Source organism: Candidatus Pantoea bituminis (assembly GCF_018842675.1).
In the GTDB taxonomy this organism is placed as follows: Bacteria; Pseudomonadota; Gammaproteobacteria; order Enterobacterales; family Enterobacteriaceae; genus Pantoea; species Pantoea phytostimulans.
On record NZ_JAGTWO010000004.1, the window covers coordinates 3,968,244 to 3,984,696 of the forward strand.

The window sequence follows — 16,453 nt, forward strand, 5'->3', positions numbered from 1 at the left end:
TAGGGGTTTTTTGTTTTAAGCGTGACATTAACACGCCAGCAGGCGAGGATGCGGACTGGTGGAGAAAAGAGGAAACCTTGCTATGCAGGGAAGCCGTCATGCCTTTAGTCTGATTACATGTTTGCTCGCGCTAGTGATTACGGCAATACTCATTGCGGCTTTTCACTTCAAGAAAAATTCCGATGCCTTGTGGCAAATCGTCAGCGAAAAGTGTGTACCACAATTGCAGCAAACAGGGCAGCCCAAACCTTGTGAACGCGTTGAACTCGCTCAAGGCTATGCAATGCTGAAAGATCGCAATGGCCCGCTGCAATACTTGCTTATCCCTTTAGCGAAAATCACCGGTATTGAAAGTCCACAACTGCTTAATCCCACCACGCCAAACTATTTTTCTTTTGCCTGGGCTCAACGCCATTTATTAGCACAACGTTATGCCGCACCGATTACTGACAACACCTTATCGTTGGCAATTAACGCTGAATATGGACGCACGCAAAACCAGCTGCATATTCATATCTCCTGTTTACGGCCAGATGTGCGACAGCGTCTCAACGCGCTGGCTCCCAGGTTAAACAGCGAATGGCAAACAGAGACGCTACATAGCCATCGCTATTTACTGCGTACGCTGACAACCGCAGAACTGGCGCAGCAGAGCGCTTTTATGCAGTTGGCAGCGGAGGTTCCGAATGCTCGGCATGAAATGGGGAAATATGGTCTGGCGCTGGCGAGCTTAGCAGATGGACGATTGGTGCTGATGGCGCTTGAGCGCAACTGGCTATTATTGAACAGTGGTTCGGCGGAAGAGTTGCAGGATCACAGTTGTAAATTATTGCGGCCAATAAAAAAGGCGACGTAGCCGCCGCCTCTCATCGGGTATTACGCGTTTTTCGCTGCTGCAGCGGCTTTGACGATCACGGTGAAAGCATCGGCTTTCAGTGAAGCGCCGCCAACCAGCGCACCATCGATGTCTGGCTGAGTAAAGAGTTCTGCCGCATTTTTGTCGTTAACAGAACCGCCGTACTGAATGATCACTTGTTCAGCAATCGCGGCATCTTTCTTCGCGATATGGTCGCGAATGAATTTATGAACGGCCTGTGCCTGTGCTGGTGTAGCAGATTTGCCAGTACCGATAGCCCAAACAGGTTCATAAGCGATAACGGCATCTTTAAAGGCTTCGGCGCCCTGAGTTTCCAGCACGGCGTCGATCTGACGTGCGCAAACTTCTTCGGTTTTACCGGCTTCGTTTTCTGCTTCGGTTTCGCCAATGCACAGAACAGGGATCAAGCCCGCGGCTTTTAGCACTGCATATTTCTTCGCGATGAACTCGTCGCTCTCTTTGTGGTACGTACGACGCTCAGAGTGACCGATGATGATGTATTTCGCGCCGATGTCTTTCAGCATGTCCGCTGAAACTTCACCGGTGAATGCGCCAGACAGATTTACGTCCACGTTCTGAGCACCCAGAGCAATGTGGCTACCGGAGATGGCATGTTTTGCCTGATCGAGGTAAATCGTCGGTGGCGCAATGGCTACACCACAACCTTCAACGCCAGACAGTTCTTTGCGCAGACCTTCGATCAATTCGGCGGTCATCTGCTTGCTACCATTCAACTTCCAGTTACCCATAACCAGTGGATGTCGCATTCTATCCTCCGCATAACGCGTTCATGAAATAGCACTGCCAGCAGGCAGCGTTGTCTGCCAGACAGTATAGAGATCAAATGTGTTGATAGCTTTGCTTTTCGTCATTTTTGCCTGCCCGATCAAGGGTTGGCGAGCGTTAGTTTCACCGGTTCGATGGCGAAGGTGAGCCCTTTATCGCCGCTGTCAGAGACGACAAAGCGCAGCGCGCCTTCGTTGTGGGCAAAGTAGTGTGAACCTTTGCCGTCGCTCAATAATTCTGTCAGTTTTTTACGTCCTTCTTCAGGCGTTAAACCTGGAACAAAAAAGCGCAACATCGCCGTCATATAATCCATGGCTTTGGTTTGTGATGCGTTCTGATCCGGTCCGGGCAGCGGCAACCAGGTAATTTGCAGGGTTTTGATCTTCCCGGTTCCCGGTTCCAGCGCAGTAGAAGCGTACAGTGTTTCGCTGATCTTACTGGCGGCACGCGTCAGATTGCTTTTATCGTCCCGGTTATCAATGGCACGATACTCCAGCAGCGGGAGTTCAGGATTAGTAGTGTTATATTTTTCGCGAAACTGGCCGATAGTCATATCAAAGGTAGGCGCGCCAGATAAAAGATAAGGCGCGGCGGGCATATGTTCAGCCCGATCCAACGGTTGTGGATCGGCGGCAAATGCCGGAACCGTCAGCGCAAGACTCAACAACAGTGCGCCAGGCAAATTCTTCATTTTGTCGACCCTAACCAGTAAACTCAGCCCCAAATTAGACCGGTTTTTATCCGCAAGGTCAAAAAGCACGGCAGATTAAATTTATTTCTGGGTGATAAAGCATGACATTACAACAATGGTGTTTCTCGTATCGTGGACGATTAGGACGGCGTGACTTTTGGATCTGGCAGGCTGTTTGGCTGTTAACCACCACATTGTTATTTGTTCTCGCCGGGAATGATTTACTTGATACGCAGATGGCCGCGTTTGGCGTGGTTTGTCTGCTTTGGCCCGCCAGTGCGGTGCTGGTAAAACGCCTTCACGATCGCAATCGTCCTGGCTATTGGGCATTTCTGGTGATCGTCGCGTGGATGCTGGTGGCGGGGAACTGGAGCATGCTTGATGGCGTACTGCCGTGGCTGGTGGGGCGCGCCATTCCTTTCATCATTTTTGTTGGGCTGTTGCTCGATCTGGGCCTGTTTCGCGGCACCGCCGGTAAAAATCGCTTCGGTGCCGCTGCGCTGCCGGTACGTTATAAGCCTGCCACTTACCAGTAATGTTCGCTGGTCATATGCCCCGGCTTGCGCTTGAGATGCTTACGCATGCCGCGCGTATCTTTCAGCAGTTGCTGCGTATCACGTACCATTTGTGGATTGCCGCACAGCATAACGTGGCTGGTTTCGGCATCCAGCGTTAATCCTACCGCGCGTTCCAGCTCGCCGCTTTCGATAAGCGCGGGTACGCGGCCGTTGAGTGAGCCGGCAATCTCTTCGCGGCTTACCACGGTTTGGATATGCAGTTTGCCGTTGTAGGTTTGCTGCAATTGCTGCATCAGGGGAGAAAACTCAGGTCGGCGGCATAGCGGGCCGCATGCACCAGCACAATATTATCAAAGCGATCGAGCCCTTCGCCCTCCTGCAAAATCGACAGATAAGGTCCAATCGCGGTGCCCGTCGCCAGCATCCATAACGTTTTACATTCCGGCACTTCATCCAACACAAAGAAGCCAGCGGCTTCTTTTGTGATCATAAGCTGATCGCCGGGACGCAGTGCGAACAGGTGCGGACTCAACTTACCTTCCGGCACTGTAACCAGATAGAACTCCAGCAAAGGATCGCTTGGCGCATTGACATAGGAATAAGCGCGCTGCACGCGTTCTCCATCAATTTCCAGCGCCAGCTTGGCAAACTGACCTGCGGTAAATCGATCAATCGGTGCCTGTACTCGAAGGCTGAACAGCGCATCGGTCCAGTTTTTTACTTCTTTTACTTGCGCATTGACCCACTCGGCCATATTCACTCCTTGGTTGTTTTTCAGGCTGACGAATATCTTCGCTACCTGACGCTGATATTTCTACCCTGTTCCCGGTCAAAGGCTCTAATCGACAAACTGTTGCGCCACCTTTACAAGCTGGTGCATAAACTTGACGCACGCAAGTTTAACGCTTTTGCCTCGCCTCTCGCTTTGTCACACAATCCTGATATTTTGCCCGGCATTAACCTGTATCAGCCTTTTTTACGGCTGCTTTATCCTTAATCTCTAGATAAACCTTTCACACAATAATGATGAATAAATTAGAAAATCGCCGATTACTGGTGATGTTGATTGTATTGGTCGCGGTAGGGCAGATGGCACAAACCATTTATGTTCCGGCGATGGCCAGCATGGCGGAAGCGTTAAACGTGCGCGATGGCACGATGCAACGCGTCATGGCAGCTTATTTAATTACCTACGGCGGATCGCAGCTGATCTACGGCCCGCTGTCTGACAGTGTTGGTCGCCGCCCGGTGATCCTTGTCGGTATGATGATCTTTATGATCGGCGCATTAACCGCCATGTTTGCCCCTTCGCTCAGCGTTCTGGTGCTGGGCAGCGCGATTCAGGGCATGGGAACCGGCGTGGCGGGCGTGATGGCGCGTACCATGCCGCGCGATCTCTATTCAGGTCAGGCGCTGCGCCAGGCAAATAGCCTGCTGAATATGGGCATTTTGGTCAGCCCGCTGTTGGCACCCGTGATCGGCGCCATGTTAACGCAGCTGTTTGGCTGGCATGCCTGTTTCGCCTTTTTACTGTTACTGTGCCTGGCAGTCACCAGCGCGATGGCGCGTTGGTTGCCAGAAACCCGGCCCTACAGCGCCGAAGTGACACCCTTTCTAAAGCGCTATAGCCGCTTGCTGAGCGACACCCACTTCGTGCGCTACATCATTCTGTTGATTGGCGCGCTGGCAGGCATTGCCGTGTTTGAAGCCAGCTGCGGCGTATTGCTTGGCGGTGTGTTGGGGCTGAGCAGCTTAACCGTCAGCATCCTATTTATTCTGCCTATTCCTGCGGCTTTCTTTGGTGCGTGGTTTGCCGGGCGTGAACAGCGTTCATGGCACAGCCTGATGTGGTGTGGTGTGAATAGCTGTTTACTGGCGGGCATTCTGATGTGGATTCCTGCTTGGTTTGGCGTGATGAACATCTGGACGCTGCTGGTGCCTGCGGCGCTATTCTTCTTCGGCGCGGGTATGCTGTTCCCGTTGGCGACATCAGGCGCAATGGAACCTTATGCATGGCTGGCGGGCAGCGCAGGCGCATTGATTGGCGGTTTACAGAATTTAGGGGCTGGGCTGGTGGCGTGGCTGTCAGCGTTGATGCCGCAGCGCGATCAGTTCAGCATTGGCATGTTGATGTTTTTCACTGCGCTGGTGATGCTGCTGTGTTGGTTGCCACTCTCGCGTCAGCCGGAGAGCAGCAACCAGCCGGTTACAGGATAAATTGATGCAGCGCCGGATCTTTGCGATCGAGATAGTGAATAGACTGGATGCGGCGAATGGTGCGCGATTTACCGCGAATCAATAAGGTTTCACTGGTGGCGATATTGCCCTGGCGCGTAATGCCCTTGAGCAAATCGCCGCTGGTGATGCCGGTGGCGGCAAAAATGACGTTGTCATTACGCGCCATCGCATCCAGCGTTAGCAGCTTGCCCGCTTCAATCTTCATTTCAGCGCAGCGTTTTAACTCTTGCTCGCCAATCAAACGGTTTTGTTCGTTATCACCTTTGACCTGATGACGGGCTAACAGCCGTCCTTGCATATCACCATCCAAGGCACGAATCACCGCTGCCGACACCACACCTTCAGGCGCGCCGCCGATGCCGTACATCACGTCCACTTCGCTGTCTGGCATGCAGGTTAAAATTGACGCGGCAACATCGCCATCCGGGAAAGTAAACACCCGCACACCAAGTTGTTGTAGCTGCTTAATCACGTCATCGTGGCGCGGCTTGGCCAAAATTGACACGGTTAATTGTTCGAGTGGTTTGTTCATCGCGGCGGCGATGTTGCGTAAATTGGTTTCCAAAGGCAGGTCGAGATTGATATGACCTCGCGCCGCTGGGCCGACAATCAACTTCTCCATGTACATGTCTGGCGCATGCAAAAAGCTGCCCTTGTCGCCCACGGCCAGCACGGCGAGCGCATTGGCTTGGCCCATTGCGGTCATGCGGGTGCCTTCAATCGGATCGACGGCAATATCCACCGCGTCGCCGCTGCCGGTTCCCACTTTTTCTCCGATATAGAGCATCGGTGCTTCGTCGATTTCACCTTCGCCGATCACAATCTGGCCGTCGATATTGATGGTGTTTAACACGTGACGCATTGCGTGGACAGCTGCGCCGTCGGCAGCATTTTTATCGCCGCGGCCTAACCAGCTGTATCCCGCTAAGGCGGCAGCTTCGGTTACGCGGGAAAATTCAATGGCAAGTTCTCGTTTCATGGCATGCACCTGACAAAAAACAGGCGAGCAGTGTAGCACAGCGGGGAGAGGGCGGGAAAAAGGCCCGCGACACGCGTCGCGGGCTGACAGCATTACTCTTGTTCTTCCCACGCTTGCGCGCGAGCAACGGCTTTTTCCAACCGGCATAACGGAAGTTACGCTCGGTGGTTTCAAGGCTTGGACGGAATTCACGCTCAATCACTGATTTGGCGCGCACTTCCTCCAGGTCTTTCCAGAAGCCGACGGCCAGACCTGCCAGATAAGCAGAACCCAGCGCAGTCACTTCACGCACTTCTGGACGCTCAACACGCGTGCCGAGAATGTCGGACTGGAACTGCATCAGGAAGTTATTTGAAACAGCGCCACCATCGACACGCAGCGCCTGCAGGCGGGTGTTGGCATCGTTCTGCATCGCTTCCAGCACATCACGCGTTTGGTAAGCGATCGATTCCAGCGTCGCGCGAATGATGTGGTTGGCATTAGCACCACGCGTCAGGCCAAACAATGCGCCGCGTGCATACGGGTCCCAATACGGTGCACCCAAACCGGTGAAGGCTGGCACCATATAAACGCCATTACTGTCTTTGACTTTCATTGCAAAGTATTCAGAGTCAGCGGCATCGCTGATCAGCTTCATCTCGTCACGCAGCCACTGAATCGCCGCACCACCAATGAATACTGCACCTTCCAGCGCATAGTTAACTTCGCCACGTGGACCGCAAGCGATGGTCGTCAACAAACCATGCGTTGAGGTCACTGCTTCGGTGCCGGTGTTCATCAGCATGAAGCAGCCGGTGCCGTAAGTATTTTTTGCCATGCCAGGTTGCACGCACAGCTGGCCGTAAAGCGCTGCTTGCTGGTCACCTGCAATACCGGCGATTGGAATACGTGTACCGCCTTTACCACCGATGTTGGTCTGGCCGTAAACTTCAGAAGAGGATTTAACCTCTGGCAGCATCTCACGCGGAATATCGAGAATATCCAGCATGCGCTGATCCCACTCCAGCTTATGGATGTTGAACATCATCGTACGTGAGGCGTTGGTGTAATCAGTGATATGCACCCGTCCTTGCGTCATTTTCCATACCAGCCAGGTATCAACCGTACCAAACAGCAGTTCACCGCGTTTCGCACGTTCACGTGAGCCTTCTACATGATCCAGAATCCACTTCACTTTAGTGCCGGAGAAGTAAGGGTTAATCACCAAACCGGTGGTGTGCTGGATATACTCTTCCAGTCCCTCTTTCTTTAGCTTGTGACAATAATCCGCAGTGCGGGGATCTTGCCAAACGATGGCATTATAAATCGGCTTACCGGTTTCTTTATCCCAGACGATGGCGGTTTCACGCTGGTTAGTGATACCAATTGCCGCGATTTCGTCAGAGCGAATGTCTGCATGTGCCAGCACTTCCACCAGCGTTGAGCTTTGTGAGGCCCAGATATCCATTGGGTCATGCTCAACCCAGCCCGCTTTCGGGTAGATCTGAGTAAATTCGCGCTGAGATACCGCCACAATATTAGAGTCGTGATCCAGAACGACGGCACGAGAACTGGTTGTGCCCTGATCGAGCGCGACAATGTATTTTTTATCGGTGGTAGTAGTCATAAATTCTTTCCTGATGATAAAGGTGAAACTTACGCTTTACGCTGCTGAGCGCGTGCGACCGGTTTTTCTGTTGTTGTGCTGGCAGGTTCTTGTACTGCGCCAGGCAAATGGCGGCCAATCAGAGCGCGATAACCAAAAGCACCCAAACAAGCACCTACAATCGGGCCAAAAATCGGCACGAGGAAATAAGGAATATCACGACCGCCGGTAAAGGCCACGTTACCCCAGCCTGCTAACCAAGCGAAGAGCTTCGGTCCGAAATCACGTGCCGGGTTTAAGGCGAAACCGGTTAATGGACCCATCGCGCCACCAATAATAGCAACCAGAAGGCCAATCAGCAGAGGAGCCAATGGACCGCGTGGCAGGCCGTTACCGTCATCGGTGAGGCCCATGATTACTGCCATCAATACCGCCGTAATCACCATCTCAACCAAAAATGCCTGACCCACGCTGATATGCGGATTTGGGTAGGTTGAGAAAATGCCGGCTAAATCCAGGCTTTCAACTGTGCCGCGCACCATCTGGTGGCTAGATTCATAATCTAAGAACAGGTTGTAGTACAAGCCGTACACCAGCGCTGCTGCGCAGAAAGCGCCAGCGATCTGCGCCACGATGTAGGGCACCACTTTACGTCCTTCAAAATTAGCAAACAGGCAAAGTGCGATAGTGATAGCAGGATTTAGATGCGCACCAGATACGCCAGCAGTGAGATACGCTGCCATGGAAACGCCTAAACCCCAGATGATACAAATTTCCCACTGACCGAACTCGGCACCGGCGAGTTTTAGCGCTGCCACACAGCCTGCACCAAAAAAATGATTAACCCGGTTCCGATAAACTCGGCAATACACTGACCTTTGAGCGTGTTAGTTGTTTGACTCATAATGTTGTTCCTGAAGCGAGGTTAAATTTTATCAGTTTTTGTTCTCAATCCATGAGTCACCCAGCTCTATTGTAGGGCTGTTGTAAATTTATCGTTAACGAACATAAACGAGAAATAGCGAAATCGATTTTTGTGTGCTGTGTCATAAAAATGCGCGTTTTCGCGTATTTTTGCTTTCCTTAATCATCATATGCGCGTTCTGGAATGGTGAGCGCGATCGCGCAAAGACGAAACGGCACGATTCTTAGGGTTAAGCTGAAAAGTGTTACAGACTGCGCCGTAAAAGGCAGCGCTGCTGGACTTGCGCGGTGAGGCTACATACAATCGAAACATCGTTGCTGGCTGAAGCATTCTGTGCTTAAGCTGGCATCATCAACGCCTTGCAAGATTTAGGAGAGGTCAGAAAGATGTCATTTGAAGTTTTTGAGAAACTGGAAGCGAAAGTACAGCAGGCGATTGATACCATCACTCTGCTGCAGATGGAAATCGAAGAGCTGAAAGAGCAGAACAACAACCTGCGTAACGATGCGCAGCAAGCTGCTGGCAATCAAGATGCGCTGGTGCGCGAAAATCAGCATCTGAAAGAGGAGCAGCATGTCTGGCAAGAACGCCTGCGCGCGCTGCTGGGAAAAATGGAAGAGGTTTAAACCTCCGCTGATACGTAAAACGGGTGCCGCTGGCACCCGTTTTCGTTTCTGGATTTATTCTATATCCAGCGGATCTTCGGAAAGAATGATACCGGTGTTATCAGCATAGAGATGGTCGCCAGAAAAGAAGGTCACGCCACCAAAATTGACGCGCACATCGCTTTCGCCAACGCCTTCTCCCGCCGCACCTGCTGGAATCGCAGCAATAGCCTGAATGCCAATCTCCAGTTCTTCCAGCTCATCAACCTGGCGAACCGAACCGTAAATCACGATGCCTTCCCACTCGTTTTGCGCCGCTAAACGCGCCAGTTGCGCATCGACTAAGGCGCGACGTACTGAGCCGCCGCCGTCTATCAACAGCACACGACCGCGACCATTTTCTTCCAACAGATCGTAAAGCAAGCCGTTGTCTTCAAAACATTTCACTGTGGTAATCTGACCACCGAATGAGGTGCGCCCACCAAAGTTTGAAAAAAGCGGTTCAACAACATTCACTTCTTCATGGTAGATGTCGCAGAGTTCAGATGTATCGTATTTCATAAGGGTTTCGTCTGTTTGCCACAGGAGCGGTAAGTATATCGCTTTCTACGGATTGTTGGCAAAATCATCACCGGATGAAAAGGGCGATGCATCAGCAGTATGCAGAAAAAGCCCAACCGGATGGCTGGGCTTTGAATGAGTATTGGACTAAACGCTTTAGAGAATAAAGCGGCTTAAATCTTCGTCCGCGACCAGCTGATCCAAATGCTGACCAACGTATTCGGCATCGATTGTCACTGATTCACCGCTGCGATCGCTGGCGTCATAAGAGACATCTTCCATTAAGCGCTCCAGCACGGTATGTAAACGGCGCGCACCGATGTTCTCGGTGGTTTCGTTGACCTGCCACGCCGCTTCAGCGATGCGACGAATACCGTCGTCGGTGAAGTGAATTGTCACACCTTCTGTGTTCATCAGCGCCTTGTACTGCACGGTGATGGACGCATTGGGTTCAGTCAGAATGCGCTCGAAGTCATTCACCGTCAGCGCCTGCAATTCAACGCGAATTGGTAAACGACCCTGCAATTCTGGAATCAGATCGGACGGGCTGGCAACCTGGAATGCACCTGATGCGATAAACAGGATATGGTCAGTTTTTACCATGCCGTGTTTAGTCGAAACGGTACAACCTTCTACCAGCGGCAGCAGGTCGCGCTGTACGCCCTCACGTGATACGTCTGGGCCGCCGGCATTCTGACCGCCACGTTTACAGATTTTATCGATCTCATCGATAAACACGATGCCGTGTTGCTCAACAGCTTCAATGGCATCCTGCTTTAATTCTTCTGGATTCACCAGCTTAGCGGCTTCTTCTTCCACCAGCAGCTTCATCGCTTCTTTGATCTTCAGCTTGCGTGGCTTCTGCTTCTGACCACCAATGTTCTGGAACATTGACTGCAGCTGGCTGGTCATCTCTTCCATGCCCGGCGGTGCCATGATCTCTACACCGGCTGAGCTGGCCGCGAGATCAATTTCAATCTCTTTATCATCCAACTGGCCTTCACGCAGTTTTTTGCGGAATGACTGACGCGCCGCAGACGGTTCGCTGCTTTGCTCAGACTGGCCCCAGTTATTTTTCGCCGGTGGAATCAGTACGTCGAGAATACGATCTTCCGCCATCTCTTCCGCGCGATATTTGTTCTTTTCAATCGCCTGGCTGCGCACCATTTTGATGGCTGAGTCGGTCAGGTCGCGGATAATTGAATCCACTTCTTTGCCGACATAGCCCACTTCGGTGAACTTAGTGGCTTCTACTTTAATGAACGGCGCATTGGCGAGTTTTGCCAGACGACGTGCGATCTCGGTTTTACCGACACCCGTTGGACCGATCATCAGAATATTTTTCGGTGTGACTTCATGACGCAGCTCTTCGTCAAGCTGCATACGGCGCCAGCGGTTACGCAGTGCAATAGCCACGGCACGCTTAGCGCTGTCCTGGCCGATGATAAAGCGATTAAGTTCGCTGACAATCTCGCGTGGGGTCATCTCAGACATGGTTAAAATCCTTACGCCTTGGACGGTAATTCTTCGAAATTAACGTTATGGTTAGTGTAAATGCAGATATCACCCGCGATATTCAGCGATTTCTCTACGATGTCTCGCGCGCTCAGCTCCGTGTTTTCCAGCATCGCACGGGCCGCAGCTTGTGCGAAAGGACCGCCAGAACCGATTGCGATCAAGTCATTTTCTGGCTGAATCACATCACCGTTACCGCTGATAATCAGCGACGCAGACTCATCCGCGACGGCCAGCAGCGCTTCAAGGCGGCGCAGCATGCGATCGGTGCGCCAGTCTTTCGCCAGCTCAACGGCAGCTTTGACCAAATGGCCTTGGTGCATTTCCAGTTTACGTTCGAAGAGTTCAAACAGGGTGAAGGCATCTGCTGTACCGCCAGCGAAACCGGCGATCACTTTATCGTTGTAAAGACGACGCACTTTTTTAACGTTGCCTTTCATTACGGTATTGCCGAGAGTAGCCTGGCCATCACCGCCAATCACTACCTGGCCGTTGCGTCGTACACTTACTATTGTTGTCACGGGCAGACCCCTTATTGCAGTCGGAAAAAGCTCCGCGCACAAGGCGCGGAGTATCATGCAAACAGATATGGGGCGGGTTTAGCGGGTTTCAACCCCCGACAGCGAGCGGAATACAGCTTGAGTGTCCAGAACTGCGCAGACGTTTGAGTGTGCTATCCGCGGTTGCCCGATCCTTATAAGGTCCGATAACCACGCGATTCCAACCGCCACCTGTCGTGATACGACTTTCAAAACCTTCAAAGGCTAAGCCAGCACGTACAGATTCAGCCTGATCGGTTCCTTTGAACGAACCACACTGCACCATCCAGCGCTGTGAAGCCGCTTTTTCTGTTGGCTTAGGCTTCGCGGCCTCTTGCGGTTTCGGCTGCGCGGCGGGCTCACGCGTAACAGGAGCTTGTTGTGCCTGACGCTGCACGCTCTCCTGCTGCTGGCGCTGTTGAGCTTGCTGCTGAAGTTGTTGCTGTTGACGCTGCTGTTGCTGCTGCTGAAGTTGTTGCTGTTGACGCTGCTGTTGCTGCTGAAGTTGTTGCTGTTGGCGCTGCTGTTGCTGCTGAACTTGTTGTTGTTGACGCTGGATTTGCTGTAGCTGCTGCTGATGTTGCAGCGTAACCTGACGCTGTGCTGGCGTTTGCTCATTCCACGGCACTTCGTTCAGCTGGGTAGGTTGCTGGCGCATGTCAGCCTGCATCTGTTCCAGTAGCTGGCGCTGCTCATCCGTCAGTTGCGTTTGCGACTTCACTTCGCCGCCTGAAGAAGGCTCAATTGGCGTAGGCATCGTTACCTGACGATTTTCCAGCTCTTTGATGTACTTCCAGCGCTCTTCAGGCTTCGGCGGTAAGTCATTGCCGTTGGCTTTATGATCCGTAATTACCGGCGCGTCTTCTTTCTTGTGATGCGCGAGGAACCATAAACCACCGGCAAAGGTCACCAACACCGCAACCGCCAGTACAATCATCAATTTCGATGCGCCCGATCCGCCTTTGCTGCTTTTCTTGCCACGACTGGGGCTTTTTTTGCGACGCGTCCCTGTTGAACGCCCGCGGCCTACATAATCTTTTTGTGCCACTCTCGTTCTGATACCCTTCAAAAAATAATGCCAAATGGGCAATTTTGCTGCTTTTACTCTGCCCGGCAAGGAGCCCGCCATGTTACTTAAGGGTAGGTACTTTGACCAGCGATGTTCGCCTTAAGAATCTACTGAAAATGAACGGAGATTGCGCTTATTTTTCACGCTTTTTGCTGGGTGCCGTGCTGCCTCGTATGGCTAATTCGGCATCGAGCAAGCGCGAGCCGTTGTTCACCCGCTTACCTTGCAACTCCGCAAGCAGCAACAGCATCGCTTCCCGACCTATTTGGTAACGCGGCTGCGTCACCGTCGTTAGCGGCGGTTCGCAGTAGCGTGACAATTCAATATCATCAAATCCCACGACCGAAAGATCTTCAGGAACGCGTAATCCCATGCGCTTTGCCTGATTAATGGCACCGAGCGCCATAATATCGCTGTGACAGAACAGCGCACGAGGTGGCTGCGGCAGCGCCAACAATTGATTCATCGCGGCGACGCCCGCTTCAAAAGTGAAGTCACCACGCACAATATAGGTGGGATCAACCGTGAGTCCGCTGCGACGCATCGCCTGAACATAGCCTTGCAGACGATACTGGCACAGCGGCATGGTTTCAGGTCCGGCGATGCAGGCAATCTGCTTATGGCCGAGCTGCAACAGATGATTTACGGCCTCGAAAGCGGCGGTCAGGTTATCAATATGAACGGTGGGCAGCGACATCTCAGGCGCAAACTCATTGGCCATCACCATCGGCGGTAAGTTGCGTTGTTCTTCGAGGCTGGCATCAAACGGCACCTGTGAACCGAGCAGCACCATCCCGTCGATTTGGCGTGTCACCATCAAATTCATAAAGGTTTTTTCTTGCTGATTTTGATGCGCGCAGTCGCCAATCAGTACCAGATATCCTTCTTGCGCAGCGGTCACTTCTACGCCCCGAATGATCTCACTGAAAAAGGGATCACAGATATCGGGCACAATCACCAAAATGGTTTGTGTTTCACCACGGCGGGCGTTGCGCGTTAAGCCATGTGGCGCATAGCCAACAGCAATGACAGCTTGCTCAACTTTCTGTCGGGTCGCTGCGGAGACTTTTTCCGGGTTCATTAGCGCGCGCGAAACGGTAGCGGTCGAGACACCCGCTTTTTCAGCCACATCTTTCATAGTGGCGGCGGGCTGTTGTTGATTCTGCTCCAACACATGCTCCTGACGCGTTATGCGCGTTCGAATGTTTATTTGGTCTGGCCTGAAAAGCAAGCCGGGCAATATTGTTAACGATTGCCCGGCCAGGTTGTTACTTAATTTGCATAAAAATTGTGACTTATGCGACTTTTTTCGATCTGGCTCGCAGACCTGCGCGGCTTAGCTTTCCGTTGGGTCGATATCCAGCGTCCATTTTACTTTGCGCCCAGCGGGTAAAGTGGAAATCAGCGGCATTGAACTGCTTAGCAACTGCTGTAAACGCTTGCGCGAAGGATGCTGCACTAACAGCTGCCAGCGCCAGCGTCCGCTGCGTTTAGGTTGCAGCGCCGGCAGCGGCCCCATCAACCACGTCGATTTATCATTTAACGGGCTGGCTTCCAGCAAATTTCGCAACTGCTGGAGAAATTCAGCAGCCTGTTGATTATCATGATCTTCCGCGCGGAACAGCGCATGGCTGGTCCACGGGGGCAGAAATACCGACTGGCGCTCAAGAAGCGTCTGCTGGGCAAAAGCAAAATAGCCTTGATGCAGCAAAATTTGCAGCAGCGGATGCTCTGGATGGTGAGTTTGCAGCAGCACTTCGCCCTGTTTGCCTGCGCGACCGGCACGCCCGGCGACTTGGGTATAAAGCTGAGCAAAGCGTTCGGCGGCACGAAAATCGGCTGAGAACAGCGCACCATCGACATCCAACAGCGAGACCAGTGTGACGTCTGGGAAGTGATGCCCTTTAGCCAGCATTTGTGTGCCAACCAGAATGCGTGCGCCACCTCGATGCACATCGGCAAGATGTTGCTCTAACGCCCCTTTGCGGCTGGTGGTATCACGATCAATACGCGAAATCGCAACGCCCGGGAACAGCGTACCAAGCTGCTGTTCAAGCTGTTCAGTACCGACACCAACCGGCATCAAATGGGTCGATCCACATTGTGGACATTGATTGGGCAGCGGGCGCTGGCTGTCGCAGTGGTGACAACGCAATTGGCGTTGATGCTGATGCAACGTGTAATAACGGTCGCAGCGCTGGCATTCCGCAATCCAGCCGCAGTCGTGACACAAAAGGGCGGGCGAAAAGCCGCGTCGATTTAAAAAAGTAAAACCTGATTATTGGCCTGAAGATGCTGGCGCATTTTACCAATCAGCGCAGGCGACAGCCCGCCAATCAGTTGCACGCCTTTTAAATCGATCAACTGCTGCAGTGCAGGTTTGGCATTACCGGCGCGCTTGGTTAAATCAAGCTGACGATATTTACCGTTACGCACGTTGTGCAGCGTTTCCAGCGCGGGCGTCGCGGAACCCATGACAATCGGAATATCTTCTTCATGGGCGCGAAATACCGCTAAATCACGCGCCTGATAACGCCAGCCTTCTTGCTGTTTATAGGAACTGTCGTGCTCTTCATCAATAATGATCACACCCGGCCTGGCCAATGGCGTAAACAGCGCCGAGCGCGTGCCAATCACAATCGCCGTCTCGCCACTGCGTGCGCGCAACCACACCGCCAGGCGCTCGCTGTCATTCAGGGCGGAATGCAGGACGTCAATTGGCGCGTCAAAACGCTCACGAAAGCGGGCAATGGTTTGGGGTGTTAAACCGATTTCCGGCACCAGCACCAGCGCCTGCTTGCCGCGTGCCAGCACGTTTTCCAATATGCTGAGATAAACTTCCGTTTTACCGGAGCCGGTAATACCCGCCAATAGCCAGGCAGCGTAGTGTTCATCTTCGCCACGTATAGCGCCAACGGCGGTGGCCTGATCGGTATTGAGCCGCAGACGTTCACCTTTAATGGCAAAGCTTTCACGCCAGTCCCGCATTTGCGGCTGGTGCTCATGCAAATCACACAATCCTTTAGCGCGTAAGGCCTGCAATACGGCATCAGTCAGATCGTGTTCACTGACCTGATGACGATAAAGCGGTTTTTGGCGTAAAGACGCCAGCGCCTGCTGCTGTTTTGGCGCACGCTTCAGGCTTTCGGGCGATGTTGCACGACCTTGTTCAGTAAGTTGCCATTGCCACAGCGGCGTCTCCTGTGCAGGTTTGCCCTGACGCAGCAAAACCGGCAGCGCATGGCTTAATACTTCACCGAGCGGAGAATGATAATATCCTGCCGCCCAGTTAAGGATGCGCCATAAGGAAGGCGGGAACAGCGATTCGCTATCCAACACCTCCGCCACTTTTTTCAATTGTGCTTCAGGCAGATCGCTGGTTTCACGCAGCGCAACTACGATGCCAATCATTTTCCGATTGCCAAACGGCACGCTCACCCGCCCACCGATGACGGGCTGCGTACCTTGCGGCGGCAGATAATCAAACAGGCGGGGTAAAGGAACGGGCAGGGCAACCTGAACAACGGGCATAGCAATCTCTTTCCGGTTCAATCATTGAGGGAAC

The 16,453-nt window shown here is 52.7% G+C and carries 12 protein-coding genes and 4 pseudogenes; 4 read left to right on the forward strand and 12 right to left on the reverse strand.

Features of this window, described 5'->3' with window-relative positions; all coding sequences use genetic code 11:
• The first annotated feature begins 82 nt into the window (after positions 1–82).
• Positions 83–856 carry a CDP-diacylglycerol diphosphatase gene (locus KQP84_RS22350; RefSeq protein WP_215848174.1) on the forward strand — a complete coding sequence of 258 codons (774 nt, stop codon included), beginning with the start codon at positions 83–85 and terminating at the stop codon, positions 854–856.
• Between the two features lie 20 nt (positions 857–876).
• Here KQP84_RS22350 and tpiA read toward each other — a convergent pair whose 3' ends face one another.
• Together tpiA and KQP84_RS22360 are read right to left on the reverse strand one after the other, a co-directional pair.
• A complete protein-coding gene (gene tpiA / locus KQP84_RS22355) occupies positions 877–1,644 on the reverse strand; it encodes a triose-phosphate isomerase (RefSeq protein WP_215848175.1) in 768 nt (255 codons plus the stop codon).
• Between the two features lie 119 nt (positions 1,645–1,763).
• A complete protein-coding gene (locus tag KQP84_RS22360; protein ID WP_215848176.1) occupies positions 1,764–2,354 on the reverse strand; it encodes a YiiQ family protein in 591 nt (196 codons plus the stop codon).
• Between the two features lie 101 nt (positions 2,355–2,455).
• Between KQP84_RS22360 and KQP84_RS22365 the strand changes: the two genes are divergently transcribed.
• Positions 2,456–2,890: a DUF805 domain-containing protein gene (locus KQP84_RS22365; protein WP_215848177.1), complete on the forward strand. Its 435-nt coding sequence runs from the start codon at positions 2,456–2,458 to the stop codon at positions 2,888–2,890.
• Here KQP84_RS22365 and fpr read toward each other — a convergent pair.
• Positions 2,881–3,626, reverse strand: a pseudogene (gene fpr, locus KQP84_RS22370) (ferredoxin--NADP(+) reductase). The gene KQP84_RS22365 and the pseudogene fpr sit on opposite strands and share 10 nt — an antisense overlap.
• Before the next feature lie 269 nt (positions 3,627–3,895).
• Here fpr and emrD point away from each other — a divergent pair.
• Entirely contained in the window at positions 3,896–5,089 is a 1,194-nt protein-coding gene (gene emrD, locus KQP84_RS22375; protein WP_279234075.1) for a multidrug efflux MFS transporter EmrD, read from the forward strand.
• On the opposite strand, the gene glpX is transcribed toward emrD, so the two are convergent.
• From glpX to KQP84_RS22390, 3 genes and pseudogenes are all read right to left on the reverse strand, one after another.
• Positions 5,079–6,089 (reverse strand): class II fructose-bisphosphatase, encoded by a 1,011-nt coding sequence (glpX, locus tag KQP84_RS22380; RefSeq protein WP_215848178.1) that lies wholly within the window; start codon positions 6,087–6,089, stop codon positions 5,079–5,081. The genes emrD and glpX overlap by 11 nt on opposite strands.
• A gap of 92 nt (positions 6,090–6,181) precedes the next feature.
• Positions 6,182–7,695: pseudogene (gene glpK, locus KQP84_RS22385) on the reverse strand (glycerol kinase GlpK).
• A gap of 29 nt (positions 7,696–7,724) precedes the next feature.
• Positions 7,725–8,578, reverse strand: a pseudogene (locus KQP84_RS22390) (MIP/aquaporin family protein).
• A 407-nt stretch (positions 8,579–8,985) separates the two neighbouring features.
• Between KQP84_RS22390 and zapB the strand changes: the two are divergent.
• Positions 8,986–9,225, forward strand: a complete 240-nt coding sequence (zapB, locus tag KQP84_RS22395) for a cell division protein ZapB (RefSeq protein WP_193406104.1) — start codon at positions 8,986–8,988, stop codon at positions 9,223–9,225.
• 54 nt (positions 9,226–9,279) lie between these two features.
• Here the strand turns inward: zapB and rraA are convergent, their stop codons facing one another.
• From rraA to priA, 6 genes and pseudogenes are all read right to left on the reverse strand, one after another.
• Positions 9,280–9,765 carry a ribonuclease E activity regulator RraA gene (gene rraA, locus KQP84_RS22400; RefSeq protein ID WP_215848179.1) on the reverse strand — a complete coding sequence of 162 codons (486 nt, stop codon included), beginning with the start codon at positions 9,763–9,765 and terminating at the stop codon, positions 9,280–9,282.
• Positions 9,766–9,921: 156 nt separating this feature from the next.
• Entirely contained in the window at positions 9,922–11,259 is a 1,338-nt protein-coding gene (gene hslU, locus KQP84_RS22405) for an ATP-dependent protease ATPase subunit HslU (protein WP_215848180.1), read from the reverse strand.
• Positions 11,260–11,270: 11 nt separating this feature from the next.
• Positions 11,271–11,801 carry an ATP-dependent protease subunit HslV gene (hslV, locus tag KQP84_RS22410; RefSeq protein WP_215848181.1) on the reverse strand — a complete coding sequence of 177 codons (531 nt, stop codon included), beginning with the start codon at positions 11,799–11,801 and terminating at the stop codon, positions 11,271–11,273.
• Positions 11,802–11,889: 88 nt separating this feature from the next.
• Positions 11,890–12,867 carry a cell division protein FtsN gene (gene ftsN / locus KQP84_RS22415; RefSeq protein ID WP_215848182.1) on the reverse strand — a complete coding sequence of 326 codons (978 nt, stop codon included), beginning with the start codon at positions 12,865–12,867 and terminating at the stop codon, positions 11,890–11,892.
• Between the two features lie 154 nt (positions 12,868–13,021).
• Positions 13,022–14,059, reverse strand: coding sequence for a DNA-binding transcriptional regulator CytR (gene cytR / locus KQP84_RS22420; RefSeq protein ID WP_215848183.1), 1,038 nt, complete (start codon positions 14,057–14,059; stop codon positions 13,022–13,024).
• 165 nt (positions 14,060–14,224) lie between these two features.
• Positions 14,225–16,419 (reverse strand): annotated as a pseudogene (priA, locus tag KQP84_RS22425) (primosomal protein N').
• Positions 16,420–16,453 lie beyond the last annotated feature (34 nt).